Origin of the sequence: Nocardia anaemiae NBRC 100462, from assembly GCF_001612725.1 — a bacterium.
GTDB lineage: Bacteria > Actinomycetota > Actinomycetes > Mycobacteriales > Mycobacteriaceae > Nocardia > Nocardia anaemiae.
Map to the genome: position 1 here is coordinate 34,657 of NZ_BDAZ01000015.1, position 24,427 is coordinate 59,083.

The 24,427-nt window shown below is 67.8% G+C and carries 19 protein-coding genes; 9 read left to right on the forward strand and 10 right to left on the reverse strand.

Translation table 11 applies throughout. The features are described from left to right. Nucleotides 1-30: 30 nt before the first annotated feature. The 4 genes from mtnC to NA5_RS10190 form a co-directional block, all read right to left on the reverse strand. Nucleotides 31-714, reverse strand: a complete 684-nt coding sequence (gene mtnC, locus NA5_RS10175) for an acireductone synthase (protein WP_062984400.1) — start codon at nucleotides 712-714, stop codon at nucleotides 31-33. Then, entirely contained in the window at nucleotides 711-1,286 is a 576-nt protein-coding gene (locus NA5_RS10180) for a 1,2-dihydroxy-3-keto-5-methylthiopentene dioxygenase (protein ID WP_062984402.1), read from the reverse strand. The genes mtnC and NA5_RS10180 overlap by 4 nt, the downstream gene beginning before the upstream one ends. Continuing rightward, nucleotides 1,283-2,950, reverse strand: a complete 1,668-nt coding sequence (locus NA5_RS10185) for a bifunctional S-methyl-5-thioribose-1-phosphate isomerase/methylthioribulose 1-phosphate dehydratase (RefSeq protein WP_062984506.1) — start codon at nucleotides 2,948-2,950, stop codon at nucleotides 1,283-1,285. The genes NA5_RS10180 and NA5_RS10185 overlap by 4 nt, the downstream gene beginning before the upstream one ends. 89 nt (nucleotides 2,951-3,039) lie before the next feature. After that, a complete protein-coding gene (locus tag NA5_RS10190; protein WP_062984507.1) occupies nucleotides 3,040-5,352 on the reverse strand; it encodes an arylsulfatase in 2,313 nt (770 codons plus the stop codon). Between NA5_RS10190 and NA5_RS43470 the strand changes: the two genes are divergently transcribed. Then, nucleotides 5,340-5,816 (forward strand): ATP-binding cassette domain-containing protein, encoded by a 477-nt coding sequence (locus NA5_RS43470; RefSeq protein ID WP_084484006.1) that lies wholly within the window; start codon nucleotides 5,340-5,342, stop codon nucleotides 5,814-5,816. The genes NA5_RS10190 and NA5_RS43470 overlap by 13 nt on opposite strands. A gap of 215 nt (nucleotides 5,817-6,031) precedes the next feature. On the opposite strand, the gene NA5_RS10200 is transcribed toward NA5_RS43470, so the two are convergent. The 5 genes from NA5_RS10200 to NA5_RS10220 all read right to left on the reverse strand — a co-directional run bounded on the left by NA5_RS10200 (nucleotide 6,032) and on the right by NA5_RS10220 (nucleotide 10,058). Continuing rightward, entirely contained in the window at nucleotides 6,032-6,223 is a 192-nt protein-coding gene (locus tag NA5_RS10200; RefSeq protein ID WP_157110317.1) for a hypothetical protein, read from the reverse strand. 92 nt (nucleotides 6,224-6,315) lie between these two features. Beyond that, nucleotides 6,316-8,100, reverse strand: coding sequence for an NTP transferase domain-containing protein (locus tag NA5_RS10205; RefSeq protein WP_084484007.1), 1,785 nt, complete (start codon nucleotides 8,098-8,100; stop codon nucleotides 6,316-6,318). Nucleotides 8,101-8,196: 96 nt separating this feature from the next. Then, complete coding sequence (locus NA5_RS10210; protein WP_062984413.1) at nucleotides 8,197-8,937, reverse strand: VOC family protein; 741 nt, start codon at nucleotides 8,935-8,937, stop codon at nucleotides 8,197-8,199. A 39-nt stretch (nucleotides 8,938-8,976) separates the two neighbouring features. Further along, entirely contained in the window at nucleotides 8,977-9,273 is a 297-nt protein-coding gene (locus tag NA5_RS10215) for an MGMT family protein (protein ID WP_062984415.1), read from the reverse strand. Continuing rightward, nucleotides 9,273-10,058 (reverse strand): alpha/beta fold hydrolase, encoded by a 786-nt coding sequence (locus NA5_RS10220; protein ID WP_062984509.1) that lies wholly within the window; start codon nucleotides 10,056-10,058, stop codon nucleotides 9,273-9,275. Before NA5_RS10220 ends, NA5_RS10215 begins: the two co-directional genes overlap by 1 nt. 108 nt (nucleotides 10,059-10,166) lie before the next feature. Here NA5_RS10220 and NA5_RS10225 point away from each other — a divergent pair, with 108 nt between their 5' ends. From NA5_RS10225 to nudC, 4 genes are all read left to right on the forward strand, one after another. After that, complete coding sequence (locus NA5_RS10225) at nucleotides 10,167-14,192, forward strand: PD-(D/E)XK nuclease family protein (RefSeq protein WP_062984510.1); 4,026 nt, start codon at nucleotides 10,167-10,169, stop codon at nucleotides 14,190-14,192. Then, nucleotides 14,189-18,166, forward strand: coding sequence for an ATP-dependent helicase (locus NA5_RS10230; protein WP_084484008.1), 3,978 nt, complete (start codon nucleotides 14,189-14,191; stop codon nucleotides 18,164-18,166). The genes NA5_RS10225 and NA5_RS10230 overlap by 4 nt, the downstream gene beginning before the upstream one ends. 135 nt (nucleotides 18,167-18,301) lie before the next feature. Continuing rightward, nucleotides 18,302-19,357, forward strand: a complete 1,056-nt coding sequence (locus NA5_RS10235) for a potassium channel family protein (protein WP_062984511.1) — start codon at nucleotides 18,302-18,304, stop codon at nucleotides 19,355-19,357. A gap of 23 nt (nucleotides 19,358-19,380) precedes the next feature. After that, the gene (gene nudC / locus NA5_RS10240; protein WP_062984417.1) at nucleotides 19,381-20,280 is read left to right on the forward strand and encodes an NAD(+) diphosphatase; all 900 of its coding nucleotides are present in this window, start codon (nucleotides 19,381-19,383) and stop codon (nucleotides 20,278-20,280) included. A gap of 61 nt (nucleotides 20,281-20,341) precedes the next feature. Here nudC and NA5_RS10245 read toward each other — a convergent pair whose 3' ends face one another. Beyond that, complete coding sequence (locus NA5_RS10245) at nucleotides 20,342-20,572, reverse strand: mycoredoxin (RefSeq protein WP_062984512.1); 231 nt, start codon at nucleotides 20,570-20,572, stop codon at nucleotides 20,342-20,344. A gap of 236 nt (nucleotides 20,573-20,808) precedes the next feature. Between NA5_RS10245 and NA5_RS10250 the strand changes: the two genes are divergently transcribed. From NA5_RS10250 to NA5_RS40255, 4 genes are all read left to right on the forward strand, one after another. Beyond that, nucleotides 20,809-21,141, forward strand: coding sequence for an EVE domain-containing protein (locus NA5_RS10250; RefSeq protein ID WP_245672180.1), 333 nt, complete (start codon nucleotides 20,809-20,811; stop codon nucleotides 21,139-21,141). After that, nucleotides 21,138-21,596, forward strand: coding sequence for a MarR family winged helix-turn-helix transcriptional regulator (locus tag NA5_RS10255; RefSeq protein WP_062984419.1), 459 nt, complete (start codon nucleotides 21,138-21,140; stop codon nucleotides 21,594-21,596). Before NA5_RS10250 ends, NA5_RS10255 begins: the two co-directional genes overlap by 4 nt. A 70-nt stretch (nucleotides 21,597-21,666) precedes the next feature. Beyond that, the gene (locus NA5_RS10260) at nucleotides 21,667-23,841 is read left to right on the forward strand and encodes an ATP-dependent DNA helicase UvrD2 (RefSeq protein WP_169811278.1); all 2,175 of its coding nucleotides are present in this window, start codon (nucleotides 21,667-21,669) and stop codon (nucleotides 23,839-23,841) included. Between the two features lie 108 nt (nucleotides 23,842-23,949). Then, a complete protein-coding gene (locus NA5_RS40255; protein ID WP_157110319.1) occupies nucleotides 23,950-24,294 on the forward strand; it encodes a hypothetical protein in 345 nt (114 codons plus the stop codon). The last annotated feature ends 133 nt before the right edge of the window (nucleotides 24,295-24,427 follow it).

The window sequence follows — 24,427 nt, forward strand, 5'->3', positions numbered from 1 at the left end:
AGCGCCTGACTCGCACGGCAGGCGCATGGCTCAGGGCAGCGTCAGTTCCGCGAACGAGGAGATCCAATGATGCGGCGGGCGTGCGGGATTCGGTTCGCCGGGCCGGTGGACACCGGTGACCGCCCAGCCCGCGCTCACGGCGGCATCGAGTTCGTCGGGATGGTCGGACAGGAACAGGATGCGATCGGCGGGGGTGCCGATGGCGCTCGCGATCTTTTCGTAGGAGGCGGGTTCGCGTTTCGGGCCCGCGCTGGACAGGTCGAAGTAGCCGCTGATCAGTGCGGTCAGATCGCCGCCGCGGGCGAAGGCGAACCAATCCTGTTGGTTGCGTACCGATCCCGAGGAGTAGATATAGAGCCGCAGACCGGCGGCGTGCCAGGCGGCGAGGGCGGGCGCGACGTCCGGGAAGAACTCCCCGTGCAGCGCGCCGCTGCGGAAGCCCTCGGCGCAGATGATGCCCTGCGCGGCCTTGAGCGGTTCGGCCTTCACATCGGAGCCGAGCCAGTCGCGCAGGATCGCGGCGATCTCCTCGGTGTCGGCATCGGGGCGGTCGGCGAGTGCACGGGTGGCCGCGATAATGGGAGCGGCCGCGGCCGTGCGGTTTTCGGCAAGCCATTCGGGCAGGCGGGCGCGGGTGTAGCCGTAGAGGTCTTCGCGCACCGAACTGGTCGGGCTGGTGGTGCCCTCGATATCGAGGACGACGGCGGCGATCACGGGGCGGTCAGCAGCTGATCGAGGGTCGGGAAACCAGAGCTGATCGGGTCACCGGTGAAATCGCCGACCCAGCCGTCGGCCTCCTCGAAGAAGCGGATGGCGATGAAGTCGGGCCGGGTGCCCATATCGAACCAGTGCAGTGTGCCAGCCGGGACCGAAAGCAGGTCGCCGCCTTCGCATACCACCGCAACGACCTCCGAACCCAGATGCAGATAGAAGCAGCCGCGTCCGGCCGCGAAGAACCGCACCTCGTCCTCGGCGTGCCGATGCTCGTTCAGGAACTTCTCCCGTGCGCCCTTGGCGATCTGCGGCCACTCCGGATTCGCGTCGTCGGGATGGATGCGGGCGATATCGATATGCTGGTAGCGGCCGGAGGCATTGAGTTCGGCCACCCGGTCGTCGTATTCGGCGAGCAGTTCCTCCGAGGCGGTCTCGGTGGCATTGCCCAGCACCGGCCACCGATCGAAAGTGATACCGCGCGCGGCCAATTCGGCCCCGATCACCGCATCGTCGGTGGTGCGCAGCAGTATCTTGTCGGCACCGTCGGCGGCCATAACCTGCAACAGCGTCATGATGTCAGTCCAATCTCGAGGATCTCGTTCGGATTGCGCGCGGTGAATGCCTGCCGACGGCCGGTGCGGACCACCAGCTCACACAGGGCCTCGAGGCATTCGGCGCGGTCGCGAGCCTGGGAAAGATTGTCTGCCCATGTCGTGATCCCATGACCGGCGATAGCCAATACCGGTGCCGCGGTGGGATTTTCGAGCAGATAGGCCTCGATGTCCGCGCCGATCCGCGCGACCTCGGGCCAGTTCGGGAAGACGGGCAGGTCAAGGACGGTCGGATAGGTGCCGTCCGGCTGCTTGGCGAGCAGACCTTTGATGAGTTCGTAGTCGGTGATCCGCAGGATGGTCGGTGCGTCGAGAGAGCCGGAGCGCGTCACGGCGGCCGTCGCATAGGGCGGATGAATGTGGACAACGGCCGCGGCACCGGTGGTTCGGTATACCGCCGTGTGAATTGTGGTCTCGGCCGAGGGCTTTCGCCGCTGATTCGGTGTCGGCGCGGAATCGGCGACGCGGACGGTCACCATATCCGCACCGGTCAATTCGCCCTTGGACAAACCGCTGCCGGTGATCACCGCGGTATCGCCGGTGCGCACCGAGATATTGCCCGCCGTGCCCGGCATCCAGCCCCGCCCGTATAGCTCGCGGGCGATATCGGCGATGGCCGCACCTTCGGCATTCGCTCCGTATACGACACCCAGCTCGGTGACGACCGCCGTCACCAACTCCGCGGGTGTCACATCGAAGGCCGGGTTGAAAACCTCGGTACCGACGGGAGCCGTTGTGACACCGCCGAATCCGGTCACCTCGGCGGCGGCCCGCTGTTCGACGACGATATCCGCACCGGTGGCCATCTTCGGATCACGCGTCGACTCCGGCGCGACCACGATGAATGGAATGCCATGGTGGTTGGCCGCGATCGCCAAGCCATAGGTGCCGATCTTGTTCGCGACATCGCCATTGGCGCTCACGCGGTCCGCGCCGACCAGCACACAGTCGACCTGACCGGTCGCCATCGCCCAGGCGGCGGCCGAATCGATGGTGAGCCGATGCGGTATGCCCGCCTCGGCCAGCTCCCAGGCCGTCAGCCTGGCACCCTGTAGCAGCGGTCGAGTCTCGTCGACCAGGACGTTCTCGATGGCACCGCGCTCCGACAGCACCCGCATCGCCCCGATCGCGGTGCCATAGGCGGTGGTCGCCAGCCGCCCGGTATTGCAGTGCGTGAGCACCCGCAACGGCCGGTCCGGGCACAGCCGCTGCACGAGATCGGCGGCATGGGTCGCGGCGGCCCGGTTGACCCGCCCGTCCTCGGCCAGCATGGCCTGGGCTTCGGCGAGTACCGCATCCGCGCCGAGCGGTATCTCGGGCAGCACCCGCCGCACCGCCCAGGCCAGATTGACCGCGGTGGGCCGGGCCTCGGCGATCCGCGCGGCATCCGCCTCGGCCCGCGCCACATCGACGACACCGTCGGTGGTGTGCGCGCCGGTGGCGATGACCACGCCGAACGCACCGGCGATGCCGATCGCGGGCGCACCCCGGATGGCCAGCGTCTTGATGGCGTCGATCACCTGGTCGACCGTGCTGAGCCGCAGCTCACGCACCTCGTGCGGCAGTTCGCGCTGGTCGATGGTGACCAGCGCACCGTCGTCCCAGATCAGGGAACTGTCGTCCATCAGGTGCATCCTTCGCCTCGTGCGCGGTGGGCTGTCGCCCCTGGTCAACGGTATCGGACGGGCGGTGCCGCCGGAAATCTGCACCCGGCTCATTCCGCGACGAACTCCGCCTCGCGTTCCACCGCCTCGATGGTCTGCCGCGGCACCTGGATCGGGCCCGGGATGTAGGTGATCGCGCGCAGGTCGCCGGTGTAACGGAAGGTGCCGCGGCGTTCGCGCAGCTCCCAGGAGACCGGGCCGCGGGCATCGACGCCGACCGAAATGCCGGTCCACGGTGACATGCCGACGAGTTGCACTTGATCGCGCAGTCGCGGACCCGGTACGCCGTCGATCTCGATGACGAAATCCGAGCGCAGCCGGGGACGAACGGTGGCGCGCACGGTGATCCGTCGGACGCCCGCCGCGAGCGGTTCGCTCGTCACGGCGTTGTAGATGCCATAGCTGTTGAGCCCGAAAACAACTCGGCCGTGCTCGAGGTAGAGCACATAGCCGCCGAGCGGATCACCGTGCGCGACGAGCACACCCTCGTCGCCGGGCCGGTAGCCGCCGAGTTCGGCTTCGATCGTGAAGTCGCGGTAGGCGATCAATCGCTGCGAGCGGTAGCGCTCCAGAGCCGGTGTGCCGGGCAGCAGTCGCACCGGTGCGGAGAAGCGTCCCTCTTCCGGTCGCCGCCGTGCCAGATCCTGGCGGGCGACCAGTGGGAAAACCGTATTGGCCCAGGCGGATTCGTCCCAGGCGGCGGCGAGTTCGGCGACTTTCTCCGGGAACTGCTCGGAAAGATCGTGCAGTTCGGTCGGATCCGCGCGGACATCGAACAGCTGCCACCGCGGCGCATCGATATCGGTGCCGGGTTCATAGAGCGAGAGCAGTTTCCAGCCGTCGCGGTAGAAGCCGCGATTGCCGACCATTTCCGAGTACTGCTCGGTGTGCTTGGAACCCGCGCGTGGATCGCGCAGCGTCGCCACGGCGGAGATGCCGTCGAAATCCGTGGCGGGCAATCCATTACGCAAACTCGGCCGCTGCAGCCCCGCCAGTTCCAGCAGGGTGGGCGCGAGATCGGTGACGTAGGTGTACTCGTGCCGGATGCCGTCGTCATCCGCGGTGCGCGGCAGTCCCTTCGGCCAGGACAGCAGGAACGGCACCCGCACGCCGCCCGCGAAGGTCTGGCCCTTGTAGAAGCGGAACGGCGTATTGGAGGCCTGGCCCCAGCCGCGCGGATAGTGCACACCCAGTTTCGCGGTGCCGATCAGCTCCTCGTCATGCGGCACGTCACCGATCCAGTCCGGATCGGTGATATGCGCGAATTCCGCGAAGTAGGTGCGGGTGCCCTCCGGTCCGCCCTCGGCGGTGCCGCCGTTGTCCGAGGTGAACAGGACGATGGTGTTGTCGAGTTCGCCCAGCTGCTCGAGGGTGTCGATGATGCGGCCCAGGCTCTGGTCGATGCTGTCGACCATGCCCGCGTACACCTCCATATACCTCGCGAAGCGTCGCTGTTCCTCGGGCGTGAGCGAATCCCATTCCGCGGCTTCGTATCCCGGCTCGGTATTGCGCGGCTTCTGCTGTGTCCCCGCCGGGAACAGACCCGCGGCAAGCTGATCGGCGAAACGGGTCTGCCGCAGCTTGTCCCAGCCCTCGGCGTAGCGGCCGCGGTATTTGGCCAGATCCTCCGGCTTGGCCTGCAACGGTCCGTGCATGGCGACGTGGGCGAAGTACAGGAAGAACGGTTTGGTGGCGTCGTGCGCGCGCAGCTCCTTGATATAGCCGATCGCCTTATCCGTCAGATCGTCGGTGAGGTAGTAACCCTCGGGATATTCCTCGATGTCGACGACCGAGGAGTCGGAAACCAACTGGTTCGGGTAGTAGAAGGAGTTGAGGCCCTCCAGCGAACCGTAGTAGCGGTCGAAGCCGCGCTGTGTCGGCCACGAATCCCGGTGTGCCGCGGGGTTCATGGTGGCATCGCGGACCAGATGCCATTTGCCGACCGCATAGGTGGCATAGCCGTTGGCGCGCAGTATTTCCGGCAGGGTCAGCACATCGTCGGCGAGTTCCAGTCGCAGACCGGGGTATCCGGGATCGGCATTCGCGACGAAGCCGAAACCCGCGCGGTGGGCGTTGATTCCGGTCAGCAGCGAGGCGCGCGATGGCGAGCACAGCGGGGTGGTGTGGTAATTGGTGAGCCGAAGACCGTTGGCGGCCAGCCGGTCCAGCGTCGGGGTCTCGATTTCGGAGCCGAACGGGCCGATATCGCTGTATCCCATGTCATCGATGAGCACCACGATGATGTTCGGCGCACCATCGGGGGCGGTGGGCGGATAGGCCCATTCGGGGGTTGAGTCGGCGGTGGTGCGGCCGATAGCGCCGGTGAAACCGTCATAACCGCGAGCATGGGATGGAACAGGCATCATTCCAGTCAAAGCCGCCACCCACCCCGGTCACCAGCCTTTTGCGCACGGTGCGCCTAACCGCTGACTGCACCGTCGTCGACGGTGTCGGCTTCCAGGTCCGCCGCGGCGAGGTCGTCGCGTTCGTCGGCGAATCCGGTTCCGGCAAGAGCACACTCGGCCGTGCCTGCCTGTTCATCAGCCACGACCTCGCGGTGGTCCACCAGGTCGCCGACCGCGTCGTGGTCCTACGCGCGGGCGCCGTCGTCGAAACCGGCCCCGTCGCCGGGGTATTCGCATCCCCTCGGGTCGACTACACACGCCACCTCCTGGAAGCGGTCCCCATTCCTGATCCCACCCGTCGCGTCCTCGACATCCCAGTGCTACTGCGCCTCGGCGCTCGACGTCCGCCGTCGACCGGACGAGTCGAAATGAATGCTTGTGCGGGGAATCCCCATTCGACCCGCTTCGATGGGCACGCATAATTTTTGCATGCAAATGACAACTCGCCGGGGCGTGGCCATCGGCGATGTAATTCGAACCGTGCGCGACGCGTTCGAAAGGATTAAGCCATCGGCTGTCCGGTACGAATTGTCGGGAATAGTTTTGAAACGGCTGGCGAACCGGACCGGCGAAACGAATCGGCCCACGCACAGCCGGGCCACCGGCTCACATCGAGGAACCGGCGGCCCGTTTCAGATCAGTGCTGTCCGGTACGGCGCTGGTCAGGGCTTCGCCGCTCTGAACCCTGGCCACGCTGATCGCTTTCCATGCGGTCGCGATCGCTGCTCGAGCCTGCTCGGTTCATGCCCTGGTCCTGGCGCTGCTGTTGCTGCTGCCGTTCCATCTGCTTGGGCATTTTCTTAGGCGCTTTCTTCGACTTTTCAGCCATCTCCACTCGGTCCTTTCCGAAGTGATGTTGTATTCGCCTAACCATCACACAATAGCGAGCGGACATCATCAGTGGAAGAAAAAATCGATTCTTTACGCCCGGAGCGGGAGGAATTCGACGAGGTCGTCGTCACCGGCCTCGTCGGGGACGACGACCAGGCCGTCACGGTCGACCAGGCCGCCCAGATGGGTGGTTCGGATCTGCGGATCGCCCAGCCAACCGCCATAGGGGGCCAGCCGAGCCGGGACGATGCGGGGGACGGGTCCGGAGATCGCGCTCGCGTTGCGCAGCGGGCCGATGAGCGGTCGCAGCGGATGGCTGCCGGTTCGGCCGTCGACGAGTGCGGGTGAGAGCGCCATCAGCACGGCAACCGCCGCGAAGGGGTTGCCAGGTAGGCCGAGAACTGTTGTGCCGCTGGATAATTCGGCGACAACCGTGGAGCCGCCCGGACGCAATTTCAAGCGGTGCACCAGGATTCGGGCCTCGGCACGGGTGATCGCCGCACGCAGCTGGTCCGCTGCGCCGCCGCCGGTCGCGCCGACGATCACCAGCAGGTCGCAGTCGTCGGCCGCGCCGAGCACCTCGTCGAAGCCACGCGGAGTATCGCGCAGGTGCACCCGATCGATCGCGCGAATTCCATACCAGGACAGCACATCCGGCAGAATCGGCCCGATCGAGTCGCGGGTCTGACCGGTCTGCAGCGGGCCGGTGCTGCGGATTTCGTCGCCGGTCATGATGATGCGAGCCCGAACCGGGCCGCGCACCATCGCTTCGGTCACCTCCACACTGGCGGCGGCGGAAATCAGTCCGGCGGTGACCGGTGTGCCATCAGGTGCGACGAGATCGCCCGGGGCCCGGTCCTCGCCGCGGCGGCGAATGTCGGCGCGCAGCGGGGAATCCTCATGCTGGTATAGCATTTCGCCATTCTCGATCCGCGCGAATTCGTCGCGGAGCACCCGCGTGGTGCCGTCGGGCACATGGGCGCCGGTGGCGATTCGCACGGCCTCACCGGGCAGCAGCCCGACCGGCCGTCGACCGCCCGCGAAGCCGATATCGCGCCGCAGACGCCACGGTCCGTCACCGGCAACCGCGTATCCGTCCATCGCGGAGACATCGAAGCGCGGCAGTGATCCGACCGCCGTCAGCGGCGCGGCGAGCGCGGCACCGCGCACGGAACTCAATTCGGCCCGGTACTCGGTGAGTCGAGACAGACCGGTGCGCAGGATATCCCGTGCCTCATCCAGCGGCAGCGCCGTTGCGGCAATCGCGGGCGCCGGTGCGGGACGAGCCGCGCCGACGGCTCCGGCTTCCCAGGACATCCTGGCCCTTCGCACCTGCTCCTCGGTATCGCAATCGGCGATACCGGCCATGGTGACGGTGACCGTATCGGCCGGGATCAGCGCCTTCATCGGCTGATTGATCAGCGAATCCAGCCGCTGCAACGCGGCCGCCAGCGCCGTCCGTCGCCACACGCCGATCAGATATTGCGGTCGACCGGATTCATCGGCCGCGAATACCGCGTCCGCGCCGGATTCGGAACCGTGCCGAATCAGCTCGGTCACCGTCGCCTGCGACAGGAACGGCAGATCCGCCGCGAGCACCACCACCAGCGGGGCGGCGGTCGGACCGAGCGCGCGCAATCCCGCCCCCACCGCGGCGACCGGACCCGAACCCGGCGGCACCTCCCGCACCTGCACGATCCGCGCGTCCAATTCGGGCCGATGCGGTCCCACCACCACGGTCCGCACACACGGCGCCACCGCGGCCAGGGCCGCATCGAGCATGGATCGGCCGCCGATGACGATGGCCGGCTTATCGACGCCCCCCATCCGGCTGGCACGTCCGCCCGCGAGCACGATCGCGTCGGCGGTGGTCACCGGTCAGCGCCTGGCAGGAGAGAGGGCATGGCCGACATGCTAATTCGTCGGCTGTACAGATCCGGGGAGGGCGGTCCGGTTCCAGCGATCCAAGGTCTAGACCGTCGAATAGTCGGGGGCCGGTCGGCGCAGGCAGAACTCGTTCGTCTCCGGATCGGCGAGCACCACCCCGGGCGCGCCGTCCGTGTCCACCTGGGTCGCGCCCGCCGCGCACAGCCGGGCCACCTCGGCGGCCGGATCGTCGGCGGCGAAGGACGCCAGATCGAAGCGCAGTCGATTGCGGCCGGTCCGCGCATCCGGCGTATGGACGAACTCCAGCCAGGAACCGAGCCCCGTCGCCGAGCGCAGCCCGGCTACCCGCGCGCCGCCGTACACGATCGGCCAGCCGGAAGCGGTGCACCAGAACTCGGCCAGCCGCTTCGGATCGTGCGTATCGATCACGATGGCGGCGACGGCACCGGTGTCCACATACTCCTCGCGCGGCTCCAGCACGCAGAACTCGTTGCCCTCCGGATCGGCGAGCACGACCCACGGCACCGCGCCCTGGCCGATATCGACGTGACGCGCGCCAAGCGCCAGTGCGCGGTCCACCTGCACCCGCTGATGATCGAGCGAGCGACTGGCCAGATCCAGATGCATCCGGTTCTTGCCGTCCTTGGCGCGCGCGGTTGGCAGGAAGGTGAGGGCCAGCTCGTGGCCGTCCGGGTCGGGTGCCGCCACATCGACCTCGTCGGGGCGGTCGATCGTCACTGCCCAGCCGAGCAGTTCGGCCCAGAAATCCGCGACGAACCGGGGCCGGTCGGCATCGAAGACGACACACGCCAGGCGGGTGGACATGATTCAACGTTAACCGCCGATCGGGGGCGGCGGGGCGGTTTACGGGAGCGGAAAGCGCGCGGCGCGCAGGTCCACTCGGCCCTCGCGGATCGGCACGCCCTCGGCGGCCAGCAGGCGCAACTGCCGATCGGCCAGATGCGCGGCGGGCTTGCCGCCCGCACCGATCACCCGATGCCATGGCAGATCGGCGGAGTCGGTGCGCATGATCCAGCCGACGGTGCGCGGGGTGGACAATCCAGCCGCGGCGGCGATATCGCCGTAGGTGACGACCCGGCCCGGCGGCACGGTCGCGACCAGTGCGCGTACCCGTTCCACCTCGGCATCGGTGGTGGCCATTACAGGACCGATCGGATCAGCGCCGCGGTCTCGGCCGGGCGGGCCTGCGCGACCATATGGTCGCACTCCCATTCGAGCACGGTCAGATTCGCGCCCATATGCGCGGTGAGTGCGGCCCGGAACTCCGGGGTGACGAAGGGCGGCACCACCTTCATCGCCTGCACCAGGATGGTCGGCAGGTCGGCGGGCGGCAGCACATAGTGCCTGGCCAGCTGACCCCAGTAGGAGTTGACGGCGGGCAGGCTGATCCGCCAGCCGACCCGGCCGTCGGCGGTCGGCATCAGATGTTCGGTGAGTTCGGCGTCGAGCAGGCGCGGCTCCACCTCGCCCCAGCCGGTCGCGATCTTGTCCTGGCGGGCGTGCTCGACGGTGTCGTAGTCCGGTGAGGCCAGACTGGACAGCGCGATATCCATCAGGCGCTCCGCCTCCAGCGCGATCGCCGAATCGAGCAGGATCAGCTTGCGCACCAGGTGCGGATGGCGATGCGCCAAGTGCAGCGCACACGCCCCGCCGAAGGAGTGCGCGACGATGACCACCGGTTCATCGGTCTCCGCGGCGAGCAGTTCGACCAGGTCCTCGACGATGGTCTCGAAGTTCCACGGCGGCAATGCGGTCGAGCGACCGTGTCCGCGCAGGTCGGGGGCGATGAACCGGACATCGGGCAGATGTCGGGTGGCAAGATCCTCCCAGCGTTTGCCGTGGCCGGTGACACCGTGCAGGGCCAGGACTTTCGGCCCGTCGTCAGGTCCGAACCGGTACACATTGAGAGGCGACACGGGTCTCATATTGGCGCATCGGGAGATCCGTCGCAGATCCAGGCGTGTGTCGGACCTCACCGATCGGCGAATCGCCCGCGTGGCGTGTCGGAGGTGTCTGTTGCAATAGCCCGCGTGGTGCGATCGGATAGCGCGGTGCGACTTGTTCGCCGGAATGTGGCGGCACCCCCGGCTCGGACCTGGGGCGCCGATGTCCGCGCACTGTTCGATGCGGCGGCGACGGTCGGCCCGATCCGGCCGGACTGGCGGCCGTGGCAGGTGCTCGGCGGACCGGGAACCGGCAAGACCGCACTGTTGATCGATCTGGCCGCCGCCCGCATCGCGGCGGGAGCGGATCCGGAATCGGTACTGGTACTGACCCATTCGAAGCAGGCGGCGAGCACGGTGCGCGACGCCATAACCGCCCGGTTGACGGATCCGAACTCCGCCGAGGGCGGGGTACCCGGCGCAACCAGGGAACCGCTGGTGCGCACACTGCACTCCTATGCGTTCTCGGTACTGCGCAGACATGCCAGCGCACACGGCAATCCGCCGCCGCGGTTGCTGACCGGTGCCGAGCAGGATGCCGTACTGCGCGAAATGCTGCGCGGCGACCTGGCCGATATCGCGGCCGGGGCGAGCGGCCTGTGGCCGGAACGGTTGCAGCCCGCGCTCGGTCTCGGCGGTTTCGCCGAGCAGTTGCGCGATCTCATGCTGCGGGCCACCGAACGCGGACTCGGCCCCGAGGATCTGGTGCGGCTCGGCCGCGAGCACAGTCGGCCGGAATGGGTGGCGGCGGGCAAATTCGCGGTCCGCTACGAGCAGTCGATGCTGCTGCGCTGGTCGGTCGGGGTGGAGGCGCCCGAGGCGACCGCGCCCGCGCTGGATGCCGCCGAACTCGTCGGAGCGGCGCTGGACGCGCTGGCCGGTGATGCCGAACTGCTTGCCGCGGAACGCAATCGGATCCGATACCTGCTGGTCGACGACGCCCAGCACCTGGATCCGCAGGCCGCATTACTGGTGCGGGTGCTGGGTACGGCCGCGCACACAGCGGTCGTGGCGGGCGATCCGGATCAGGGCGTATTCGCCTTCCGCGGCGCGGATTCGCGCTTCGTCGCGGAGCTGGCCGCGCCGGATGGGCAGCGCATCATCCTGCGGGACAACCACCGATCCGGTGGCGCGGTGGCGCTGGCCGTCGCGCGGATCGCGGCCAAGTTGCCCGGCAGTGCGCCACAACGCTTTTCGGCACCCGATCACACGTCGGCAGCACAGGACGACGACACCGAAGTGCGCGTGCGGGTACTCGCCACCCCGGCGAAGGAGGCGGCCCTGATCGCCGACCATTTGCGCCGCGCCCACCTCACCGATGGCGTGCCGTGGTCCCGCATGGCGGTGATCGTCCGCTCGGTGCCGTTGTCATTGGCTCCGCTGCGGCGCGCCCTATTGGCGGCCGGAGTGCCCGTGCAGCAGCCCGCACTCGACACGCCATTGGCCCGACGCCGGGGCGCGGCCTGGATGCTGCTCGCACTGCGCGCGCTGCTCGCGCAGGATTTGCAGCAGCGTGGGCGTCGACGTTCGGCCGATGCGATGTTCTCGGCCGAAGACGCCTTGGATCTATTGGCCGGACCGCTCGGCGGCGCAGATCAGATCACCCTGCGCCGGTTGCGTCGTGGCATCCGCCGCAGTGTGCTGGAGTCCGCCCGCAGTGAACTCAAGGCCGCACGGGCGCGTGCGAGTTCGGAGTCAGGAGCTGAACCCGATGGGGCCGCTGAGGATTTCCCGCCGGACGAGGAGGCGTTCCCACCGGATGCGGAGGCGTTCGCACCGGATGAGGAAGGCTTCGGACCCGGGGACGACAGCTCCGAACGGAATGTCACGACGTCCGAACGGAATGCCACGACGTCCGAACGGAATGCCAGCCGAGTCGAGCGGATCACCGACGATGCCGACTGGTACGGCATCGATACGGAATTCAGTAGCCGAGATTTGGAATGGCAGAGTGCTCAGGCCGCACCGGACGTCGATTCCGATCAGGACGCCGATGGCCACGAACATTATGGTGCGGAATCCGAAGGCGCAGCGGCACTACAGCGAGGCGCGGCTGAGTCCGTGCTCCCCGTTGACGAGACCGCACTGGCCGCGGATGGTGCCGAGCGAGGTGCTGGCGCCGCTGAACGGGACGCAGACGAGGTCGCGTTGGGTGCGGGCGCCTCGGAGCCGGGCGCAGACGATGCCGAGGGGAGTGTGGGTGATGCCGAGCAGCCCGCGAAGCGAACCGAACCGAGTGGTGGGGTTGCTGGATCCGAACCGCGCAGCGGCGCTCCGGAACAGGGCTCGTCGGCACCCGAACCGGGGGACAGCGATGCTAAATGGCGCGCGTATGTCGACAAATCCTCCGCCGAGGTGCTGCGTGACCTGCTGGTCGGCCGCGCGGATCGCCGAATCATGGCGCGGCTCACCGATGTCGAGGCGGCGCCGCTGAAGCGGGTGTTCGACGCGCTGGACCGGGCCATCAAGACTCGGCGGCGCGGTGCCGGGCTCGAGGATGTGCTGTGGGCGCTGTGGACCGGGTCGCGGCTGGAGCGACGGTGGGTCGCGCAGTCCGAACGCGGTGGCGCGGCGGGCATGCAGGCCGATCGCGATCTCGATGCCGCCGTCGGACTATTCGATGCGGCAGCCGCTTACGTGGATCGACTGCCCCGCGCGAGCATTGAAGGCTTTGTCGAATTCCTTGTGCAGCAGGAGATTCCGCATGACACCAGATCGCTGACCGCGGCGGAGGACGCGGTCGCACTGCTCAGCGCGCATGCGTCCGCGGGCCGAGAATGGGATGTGGTCGCGGTTGCCGCTGTGCAGGAAGGTATTTGGCCGAATCCGCGCCCGCGCGGCACTCTGCTGCAGACCGAGGATCTGGTCGACCTCACCGGGGGCATCGTCGACGCGGGTGCGGTGGTGAGCCGCGCCGCCCCGATCATGGCCGAGGAGCGCAGACTGCTGCTGGTCGCGTGCAGTCGGGCACGGCGCTCGCTGCTGGCCACCGCCGTGGAATCGGTCTCGGGCGAACGCGATCTGGTGCCGTCCCGCTTCCTCGCCGAACTTCTCGGCCACGACGATGACAGCGAACCCGGTGCGCTCCCGGTCGCCGACCCGGGCCGCGCCCTGGTCATGCATGCGCTGGTGGCCGAATTGCGCGGGGTGGTCTGCGATTCCGAGGCCGAACCGGACCGCAGACGCCGCGCCGCCCACCAACTCGCCCGACTGGCTCACGCCGGAGTGCCTGGCACCCATCCCGACGAGTGGTATGGCACAGCCGATCTCAGCTCGACGCGCGCACTCTGGGATGACGACGACACCGCCGTTGCCCTGTCTCCGTCCACCGTCGAGCTACTGCGCACCTGCCCGCTGCGCTGGGCACTGGAACGTCACGGCGGCACCGACGGCGACAACCCGCATGCCGTCAAGGGCAATCTGGTGCACACGCTCGTCCAGGCGTTGGCCGGCAAGGTGCCCGAACCACAGGTTCGCGCCGCACTCGACAAGGCATGGCAGGCCATCGATCCCGGTACCGGCTGGCATTCCCGCCAGGAATTGCGCCGCACCGAGGCCATGCTGGAGACCTTCATGGCCTGGGTGCGCAACACCCGAGGTGAGCTGACCCAGGCCGGAGTGGAAGTCCCGGTCGACTGCGTACTGCCCCCGCGCACGGAAGACGAACCCGCCGTGCGGATCCGCGGCCGAGTCGACCGGTTGGAGCGCGACGCCTTCGGCCGGTTCGTCATCGTCGATGTGAAGACCGGGAAGTCACCGGTCACCAAACAGGCCGCCGCTGACCACGCCCAGCTCGCGACCTATCAGGTGGCGGCCGCGGCGGGTGCGCTCGACATCACCGTGGACGATGCCGCGGGGGAATCCGGACCCGCCGAACCTGGTGGTGCGCGACTGGTCTACGTCGCCAAGCCGAGCAGTAAGGAAGGCGCCACCCAGCGCATGCAGCCCGCGCTCGACGCCGAGGCGCTCGACAAATGGCGTGGCACGATTCATGATGCCGCGGCGGCCACCAAGGGCCCGAGCTACCTCGCCATGCGCAACGATGGCTGCAGGCACTGTGCGGTCGCGGGCAGTTGCCCCGTCCAGGACACCGGAAGGCAGGTGACCGACGAATGAGCGGCGCCGTATCGCCGAACCGGCTCGCGGAAGCGCTCGGCCTGCCGCCACCCACCGAGGAGCAGGCCGCGGTGATCGCTGCCCCACCCGGACCGACCCTGGTCGTCGCCGGGGCGGGCGCGGGCAAAACCGAGACCATGGCCGCCCGCGTGGTGTGGATGGTCGCGAATCGCCTGGTGCTGCCCGATGAGGTACTCGGCCTGACCTTCACCCGAAAAGCCGCTCAGCAGTTGACCTCCCGCATCCGCACCCGGCTGGCCCGGCTGGCCGGTTCACCGTTGCTGCGCGATCTCGACACCGGCGGTGAGCTGCGCGCCCAACTCTCCGGCGCCGAACCCGAAATCAGCACCTACCACTCGTACGCGGGCCGCCTGCTCACCCAGCACGGCCTGCTGCTGCCTGTGGAACCGGCCGCGACGCTGCTGACCGAAACCCAACTCTGGCAGCTCGCCCACCAGGTGGTCCGCAACTGGGACGGCGACCTCGACACCGACCGCACCCCGGTCTCGGTGACCGAGGCGGTGCTCGCGCTATCCGGACAACTCGCCGAACATCTGGTGGAACCCGAACAGCTGGCCGAGGCGCACACCGAGCTCGAAAAACTGGTGCACACTCTGCCCGCGGGCCCGCGTCAACGCGGCGGACCCAGCCAGGCCCTGCGGAATATCGTCCAGGTGCAGCGCGAACGTGTAGCCCTGCTGCCCCTGGTCAAGCAACTCGCCGAGGCCTTACGTCGCCGCGGCGCATTGGATTTCGGCGCGCAGATGTCCCTGGCCGCGCGCCTCGCCGCCGAACATCCCGAGGTCGCCGCCGCCGAACGCGCCCGCTTCCACCTGGTCCTGCTCGACGAATACCAGGACACCGGCCACGCCCAACGCATCTTGCTGGCATCGCTGTTCGGCGGCGTGTCCCCGCAACGGCCCGCGAAGCGCGCACGAAATCCCGCGGATAATCCGAAGTCGAGCGAGGATACTGCGGATTCACGTGCTCCCCATGGAGATGCGGCGCGGGGGCATCAGTCGGATGCAGAACACGGCGCAACCAGCCGTCGCGAAGAGCGGCTGGCGGTGACCGCGGTCGGCGATCCGATGCAATCGATCTATGGCTGGCGCGGCGCGTCCGCCGCCAACCTGCCCAGGTTCGCCACCGATTTCCCCAGCGCCCCAGGCGTTCCCGCGCCGATCCTCCCGCTGCTGACCAGTTGGCGGAATCCGCCGGAGGCACTGGCCCTGGCGAACCTGGTCGCCGAACCGTTGCGCCGCAATGCCATCGACAGTGGCGGCGTAACCGTCGACGCATTGCGCGCGAAACCCCATGCCGAACCGGGCGTGGTCGCATTGGCTCTCACAGAAACCATTGCCGACGAACGGAATTGGGTGGCGGTCCGAATCGCGGCGGAATGGGCGGCCAAACGCGAAGCGGGGGAGCCGCCGCCGACCTCGGCCGTACTGGTCCGCCGCAACGCCGACGCCGCCCCGCTCGCGGAAGCCCTACGTGAACAAGGACTTCCGGTGGAAATCGTCGGACTCGGCGGCCTGCTCGCCACCCCGGAGGTCGCCGATATCGTCGCGACGCTGCGGCTCATCGCCGAACCCGGTGCGGGCAGCGCCGCCATGCGGATATTGACCGGTGCGCGCTGGCGCATCGGCGTCGCGGACCTCGCCGCACTCGCCCGCCGCGCCAGGGATCTGTCGATCAGCCGTCCGCACGGCAATGAGGTCGACGAGATCACTGATTCCACCGCGTTGGCCGACGCGCTGCGCGAGGTCGCGCCCGAACCGGCCGAACAGGCTGGCCTGGCCGATGCGATCGCCGATCCCGGTCCGCCGGAACAGTATTCGGAATCCGGATTCAAACGCATCATCGCCCTGAGCCGGGAACTCGCCGCATTGCGCGAGCGCAGCGGTCAGCCGCTCGCCGAACTGGTCTCGGATGTGGAGCGCACCATCGGCGTCGGCGTGGAAACCCAGGCCCGCCGCGCCATGCTCGGCGCGGGGGCCGGACGCGAACATCTGGACGCCTTTGCCGAGGTGGTCGCCGGTTACGCCAGCGATTCCGGTGCCTCGCTCGGCGGCCTGCTCGCCTTCCTCGCCGCCGCCGAATCCGTGGAAAACGGCCTGGAACCGGGCGAAGTCGAGGTCGCACGCGATCGCGTCCAGGTGCTGACCGTGCACGCGGCCAAGGGCCTGGAATGGGAGATCGTCGCGGTACCGCATGTGACCCGCGGCGTCTTCCCCTCCGGCGCGGCCTCGGGCACCTGGCTCGGCGCACTCGCCGAACTCCCCACCTCCCTGCGCGGCGACCGCAGACAGGACGATGCCGCCGAGGGCGTTCCCGTACTCGACCTCGCCGACCTCTACGACCGCGCCGACCTGGAACGAGCGATCAAGTCCCACAAGGAATCCCTGGACCGCCGCCGCATCGACGAAGACCGCCGCCTGTTCTACGTCGCCCTCACCAGAACCGAACGCGTCCTGTTCGTCTGCGCCCACCACTGGGCCGAAACCGGCACAGCGCCAAAGGGCCCATCGGATTTCCTCCTGGAACTCAAACACGCCAGCGAGGCACCCGACAGCCCGGCCAACGGCGCGGTCACCATCGACCGCTGGGACGACGCCCCCGACGTCGATGCCGTCAACCCCTTCACCAATAACCCCGCAACCGCCGAATGGCCCCGCGACCCCCTCGGCAACCGCCGCGATCCCATCGAACAGGGTGCTTCCCTCGTCCGCGCCGCCCTTGCCGAACTCGCGGCGCAACCGCCAGGCGTCGCCAACCGTACGGCCCGAGATACTACCGGTGACAAAGCAACTGCCTCAGTCGATTTCGCGGACCGCGCGCCCCGTGACATCGACATGGCATCGACTGTAGACCCTGCCACCGACAACTTCGCCACCCCCATCACAACGGCCGCTCGCGCCGATGATCCTGTCGCTGCCGCACTCGCGGGCGATCCGTACGCCGACGTTCCCCCGTCCGACTTTCCCGATGCGCCCACACCCTTCGAGGACTTCTACGAACCGTCCGCGAACGCCCTCGGCACGCCGGATCCACACCGTGCGGACGAATCCCACCTGCCCCCACATGAACTCGAGCCAGAGTTCGAGCATTACCTCAGCGACTTCGAACCATATCCCGACGAGTTCGCGCCTCCCCTCGACGAATCAGTGCCCCCTTTCGACGACTTCGAGCCGCCCCCGGACGAATTCGCCCCATCGACCTCTGAACCCGCACCACCCCAGGACCATTCCCCCGACCCCGACGGCTGGGCCGCCGACGTCGACGCCCTCCTCGCCGAATTCGAAGCCGACCAAGCCATCGCCCAGGAAGTCGAACTCCCCGGCCAGATCGCCGCGACCGCCCTCGTCGAAATGCGCGCCGACCCAGCAAGACTCGCCGCACGCCTGCGCCGCCCACTGCCCTTCCCGCCGAATCCACTTGCCCGCCGCGGCACCGCCTTCCATGCCTGGGTGCAGCGCTGGTTCGCCACCGACCGCCTGCTCGGCTTCGACGAACTTCCCGGCGCGGCCGACAGCTCCGCCGCCGACGCGGGTCTGGATACCGAGCTGGTCACCATGCAGGAGTCCTTCCTCAACTCGCCATGGGCCCATCGCAGCCCGCTCGAAGTGGAGATCCCATTCGAAACGTCCATCGCTGGCACGGTTATCCGCGGCCGGATGGACGCGGTCTTCGCCGAACCCGGCGGTGGATGGATCGTCGTCGATTGGAAAACCGGCGCCGAACCCGCACCCGCCGACGAGCCCGCGGTCGCCATGCAGCTCGCCGTCTACCGGCTGGCCTGGGCCAGGTTGATGGCGGCGCGCGATCACGGCACCGAGGCGGAAGCGCTCGAACGCATCGGCGCCGCATTCCATTACGTGCGCACCGGCCGCACCATCGCACCCGTCGAACTGCCCGGCCCGGAGGAACTGGCCGAGCTGATCCGGAATGCGGCGCCGACGCCCCCGGAATGATCCAGAGATTCACCAACCGTTCGCGTCGGGGCCAGGCGTGGCCGCCGGGACCCGGTAGGCTGCCGTGCGTGCCGGAGGGACAAGCAACGCCGGAGACGGTCGAGGTCGTGGCGAGCGAAGGGGCGGGTGCGTCCGGTGTTCGGTGATCGCGCACGCAGTGTCGGACTGTCCAGTCGTCCGGATTTCGCGCTGGTCGGGGTGCTGCGCATTCCCGAAATCCAGTCCAGCCCATGGGCTTCGCTGGTGCGCAGGGTGCTGTTCGCGATCGGTCTGCTGTTCGCCGCCGCGCTGGTGGTGTACTTCGGTCGCGACGGGTACCACGACAATTCCGGAGACGAGCTGTCGTTCCTCGACGCCCTCTACTACGCGACGGTATCGCTGTCGACCACCGGCTACGGCGATATCGCGCCGGTGACCGCCGAGGCCAGGCTGGTCAATATCGTCATCATCACCCCGCTGCGCGTGCTCTTCCTGATCGTGCTCGTCGGTACCACCATCGGCGTGCTCACCGAGCGCTCCCGGCAGGCATTCAAGATTCAGCGTTGGAGGCGCAGCGTGCGTAATCACACCGTGGTCGTCGGATACGGGACGAAGGGCCGCACCGCGATCGATGCCATGCTCGGCGACGGCGTACAGCCCGCCGACATCGTCGTGGTCGATACCGATGCGGTCGCACTGGAGGCGGCGGCGAATGTCGGCCTGGTGACGGTGCACGGTTCGGCCACCCAGTCCGATGTCCTGCGGTTGGCCGGTGCGCAGCGGGCCGCCTCGGTCGTGGTCGCCGCCAACCGGGATGACACCGCTGTCCTGGTGAGTCTCACGGCGCGCGAACTCAATAAGAGCGCGAAGATCGTGGTCGCCATCCGGGAGGCCGAGAACACCCACCTGCTGCGCCAGTCCGGCGCGGATTCGGTGGTCGTCTCCTCCGAGACCGCGGGCCGGTTGCTCGGCATCGCAACCACCACCCCGACCGTGGTGGAGATGATCGAGGATCTGCTGACCCCCGAACAGGGCTTCGCGGTCGCCGAACGCGATGTCGAGCCGTCCGAGGTCGGCGGTTCCCCGCGTCATCTCGGCGATATCGTGCTCGGCGTGGTGCGCGGCGGCGAGCTGATCCGGGTGGGCGAGGCCGAAGTAGACGCACTGGAAGCGACCGACAAGCTGCTCTACATCCGGCACGCAGGCCGGTAATACCGGCGCGATAGTCTCGAACCGTGGCCTCTGGATTTCAACTCAATGGTGTTCCACTGCTTTCGCGTTCAGTGCTCGACCGGGCCGAGGAGATCCGGGCCGACGAACAGGCGCTGAAGGAGGGCTGGGCCGAGGCCGAGTTGCTCCGGATCAACAAGCGCGGGCAGTTCCGCTTCGACGGTGCGCTGGTGCTGGAACCGGCGATCGAGCTTTCGGCCGAACCGAGTCCGGCCGCGGTCTTCCTCGGCATCCACGGCGGTAAGCATGTGTGGGCCGTGCGCGATGCCGAACTGCAGGGCACGCTGACCGATCTGCGCGCCATGGCAGGCGGGCTCGACGATCTCACCGCCGACCTGCTCACCTCCGCCATGGCCCTGCTGAACTGGCATGACAAGGCCGGATTCAATGCCGCCGACGGCACCGCGTCCGTCGCGACCAAGGGCGGCTGGTCGCGGGTCACCGAAAACGGTCACGAGGAGTTCCCGCGGATCGATCCGGCGGTCATCTGCCTGATCCACGACGGCGGCGACCGGGTCCTGCTGGCTCGCCAGCACACCTGGCCGAAGACGTTGTTTTCCCTGCTCGCCGGATTCGTGGAGGCGGGGGAGTCGCTGGAGCGGTGCGTCGAGCGGGAGATGCGCGAGGAGGTCGGCCTCGACGTGCGCGACATCACCTATCTGGGCAGCCAGCCGTGGCCGTTCCCGCGCTCGCTCATGCTCGGCTTCGCCGCCATCGCCGATCCCGATCAGCCACTGACCTTTTCCGATGGCGAGATCGCGGAGGCGTACTGGTTCTCTCGTGCCGAGGTGCGTGAAGCACTGGCCGTGGGTGACTGGTCCGCCCAGAATCAGGGCGCGCGGCTACTGCTGCCCGGTTCGATCTCCATCGCGCGCACCATCGTGGAGTCCTGGGCCGCGCTCTGATCGAAAACACGCGAAAGATCCGTGCGGGCCGCTCGGTCCGCACGGATTGATTGCGGCCCGATCAGGCCAGCGCGGCCAAGGTCTGCTTGACCGCGGCCAGCGACGGGTTCGTCGCCGTGGACCCATCCGCGAACTTCACCGTCGGCACCACGTGGTTGCCGCCGTTCACACTGCCGACGAACTCGGCCGATGCGGGATCCTGTTCGATATCGATCTCGACATAGCTGATGCCGGACTCGTCCAGCTGCTTCTTCAGCCGTCGGCAGTAGCCGCACCAGGTCGTCGAGTACATCGTCAGAGCGGGAGTCACGTCAGTCACGGACCGTTCAACATTTGACGGCCCGATCCTGTTCCACCTCCGAATTCGGACTTGCCATGGATTTAGTAAGCGCGCATACTAAATCCATGGCTGCTACTGCAACGACCACCAAGTACTGGCTGGGTGTGGTTTCCCGGGAACATGTGCGCCGCGGTGTCGAACTCGGGATCGCCCAGGTCAACCACGGCAAGCGGACGCCGCTCTAGCGCATGTGTCCCGGTGACGGGTTCCTCTATTATTCGCCGCGCGAGGGCATGCGCAGTGGTGCGCCGATCCGAGCCTTCACCGCCATCGGCACCATCGACGACCGGCCGGTATGGCAGGCGGATCCGCAGGACGGCGGCTGCTTTCAGCCGTGGCGGCGCGCCGTGCACTATCGGACCGATGCGCGCGAGATCGCGATCGACGAACTGCGCGGCGCCCTGGATCTCACCAGTACGCCGAATTGGGGCATGGTGCTGCGTCGCGGGCTGGTCGAACTGACCGCGCACGATTTCGGTGTGATCGAACAGGCGATGATGGGTGATAAAGGAGGCATATGAGTGCGGATCGCGGTCTGCGCAGCCGATTCGCCGAGGCCGATGAAAGCCCCGGCCTCTTGCTCTGGCAGGTGACCAACCGCTGGCAGGCCGCTCAGCGTGCGGCCCTGGCTCCGTTCGACCTCACCCATGTGCAGTTCGTCCTGCTGGCCGCGCTGACCTACCTCGCGGCTGGTCGCGAACAACCGGTGATGCAACGCGATCTGGCCGCCCACGCGGCCACCGATCCGATGATGACCTCCCAGGTGTTGCGCGCACTCGAGCAGAAGGGATTACTCGAGCGCCGCGACCATCCGAACGACCGCAGGGCCAAGGCCCTCGTCCCCACCGAAGCCGGTGTGGCACTGGCGAATCGGGCGATCGTCGAAGTCGAGAACTGCGACCGCGACTTCTTCGCCCCGCTCGACGGCGATACGGGCGCATTCGCGGGTGCGCTGCGGCGCTTACGCGATCGCTAGTCGCGACTGAGCCTGCGAAATGACCGGACGGGATCCCTTGCGGCACGACTTGTCGGCGATCACTGCCATGATGTGTCTCGTGTCGGCAACCAGAACGAGCGAGCCAACCCGCCCGGAGTTGGACTCGTTGGACCCTGAGCAGGCCGCCGCCGTCCGCGCGCCGCGGGGTCCGGTCTGCGTGCTCGCGGGTGCCGGTACCGGCAAAACCAGAACCATCACCCATCGCATCGCCCACCTGGTTTCCGCCGGACACGTCAAGGCCGACCAAGTGCTCGCGGTGACCTTTACCGCGCGTGCGGCGGGGGAGATGCGCAACCGCTTGCGCGCGCTCGGCCTCGGCGGCGAGGCGAACCAGGTGCAGGCCCGCACCTTCCACGCGGCCGCGCTGCGTCAGCTCAAGTACTTCTGGCCGCAGATCGTCGGCGATGTGCCGTGGCAGTTGCTCGATCGCAAATTCCCGGTCGTGGCACAGGCCGCGCATCAGGCCGGATTGTCCTCGCACACCGAAGCCGTGCGCGATCTGCTCACCGAAATCGAATGGGCGAAGGCCACTCTCATCGCACCGGAGGACTATCCGGCGGCCGTGGCCAAACATCGCCGCGAGCCGCCGTACGACCCGATGCGGGTCGCGGCGGCCTACAGCGGCTACGAGAAGCTGAAGGCCACACCGGACGGTCTGCTGCTGGACTTCGACGATCTGCTGCTGCACACCGCCGCCGCGCTGGAGGACTATCCATCGGTGGCCGACGAATTCCGCGGCCGCTACCGCAGTTTCGTGGTCGACGAATATCAGGACGTCACGCCATTGCAGCAGCGGGTGCTCGATGCCTGGCTCGGCGACCGCGACGATCTGACCGTGGTAGGCGACGCGAACCAGACGATCTACTCGTTCACCGGCGCCACCCCGAGCTACCTGCTCGACTTCTCCCGGCGCTTTCCGGAGGCGACGGTGGTCCGGCTGGAACGCGACTATCGCTCCACACCGCAGGTGGTCTCGCTGGCCAACCGGGTGATCGGCGCCGCGCGCGGTCGCATCGCGGGCACCCGCCTGCAACTGGTCGGCCAGCGTGCCGACGGTCCGGAACCGACGTTCGCCGAATTCGACGACGGCCCGGCCGAGGCGCATGCGGTCGCGCGGTCGATCAAGAAACTGATCGCCGCGGGCACACCGGCGGCCGAGATCGCGGTGCTCTATCGGATCAATGCGCAGTCCGAGGCGTATGAACAGGCGCTGACCGAACTCGGCATTCCCTACCAGGTCCGGGGTGGCGAGGGCTTTTTCGCGCGAAACGAGGTAAGGCAAGCCATATCTGCGCTCCGTCAGGTGGCCGCCCGCGAGGATCTGCCCGACCAGTCCCGCAGTGGTAAGGCCTTGGTTACCTTGGTGCGCGCCGCACTCGCGCCGGTTGGTCTCACCGCAACCGAACCCGCGGGCGTGCAGGCGCGCGAGCGCTGGGAATCGTTGATGGCGCTGGTGCGCCTGACCGAAGAGTTGGTCGACCACGACGACGCTCTCGACCTGATCGGCCTGCTGCGCGAGTTGGCCGCGCGTGCCGAAGCCAGGCACCCACCGACCGTCCAGGGCGTAACCCTCGCCTCGTTGCACGCGGCCAAGGGGCTGGAGTGGGACGCGGTATTTCTCGTCGGTGTCGCCGACGGCACCCTGCCGATCGCGCATGTCCTCGGCGACGACGGTTCGGTCGCCGATCAGGCCGCGCTCGAAGAGGAACGGCGACTGCTCTATGTCGGGGTGACCAGGGCGCGCGAATATCTGCAGCTGTCCTGGGCGCTTTCGCGCGGCGAGCGCAGTCGACGTACCCGGCGGCGCTCGCGATTCCTCAACGGCCTGGTGCCCGACGACTCGCCCGCCTCGCGAATCGCCGCACCGGTCACCGATAGCGCGTCGAATGGTGTGCGCCCGACCTGCCGGGTATGTGCCAAACCGTTGATCGGCACCTACGCAACCATGCTCGGTCGCTGCCGCCGCTGTCCGGCCGAACTCGACGCCGAGCTACTTGCGGCGCTACAGGCGTGGCGCGAAGAGAAAGCGCAGGATCTGCGGGTGCGCGAGTTCGTCATCTTCACCGACACCACACTCACCGCGATCGCCGAGCAACTGCCCGCCGATGACAACGCCCTGGCCGCGATCCCGGGAATCGGGGCGAAGAAGCTCGAGCAATACGGTGCCGATGTGTTGTCGATAGTGGCATCACGGCTGCGGTCAAGCCCACAAAACCGCAGGTAGAAAATAGGTTGTCGCAATGAGCGGCAACACATATGGTGGGATTCACGCACCGGGAGGTCATCTCGGCGCGCAGAGTTACCGACACGAGTACAGGAGGGAGGCAGACCGATGAATGGCAATACGAACTTCAGCGCCAATGGCGTTGCGGTGAATGCTGCACCCGTCATGTCCGTCTCCCGGGGGATCCTCGCTGCTTTGCAGGGGATCGGTCTGTCCGGTGTCGGCGTATCCGGGGATCACGGCAAAGCCATGAGCATGCATTCCCCGATTTGCGTCGTCATTCAGGACAAGCCCAGCGCGGGCTGGCACCCGGCATTTGCCCACACGGCAGAAGTCGGCGTCTTCGCAGTTGAGGCCGGATATGCACCGGCAGATCTGCGGGCAGCACGCCTCCGCCGCACCGCACACCCAGCGACCGTGATCAGGATTCGACGCAGATGTCGAACTAGGTAGGGAACACTCCCCGACCTCCTGGCCACGGATCGCCCGAAGCGAAACCGTGGCCAGTATTTTTTACCGGCCCTTCAGCCACCACCGGCCTCGGTTTCGCGGAACGAACGAAACGTACCGCTGCAAACGAGCTGAA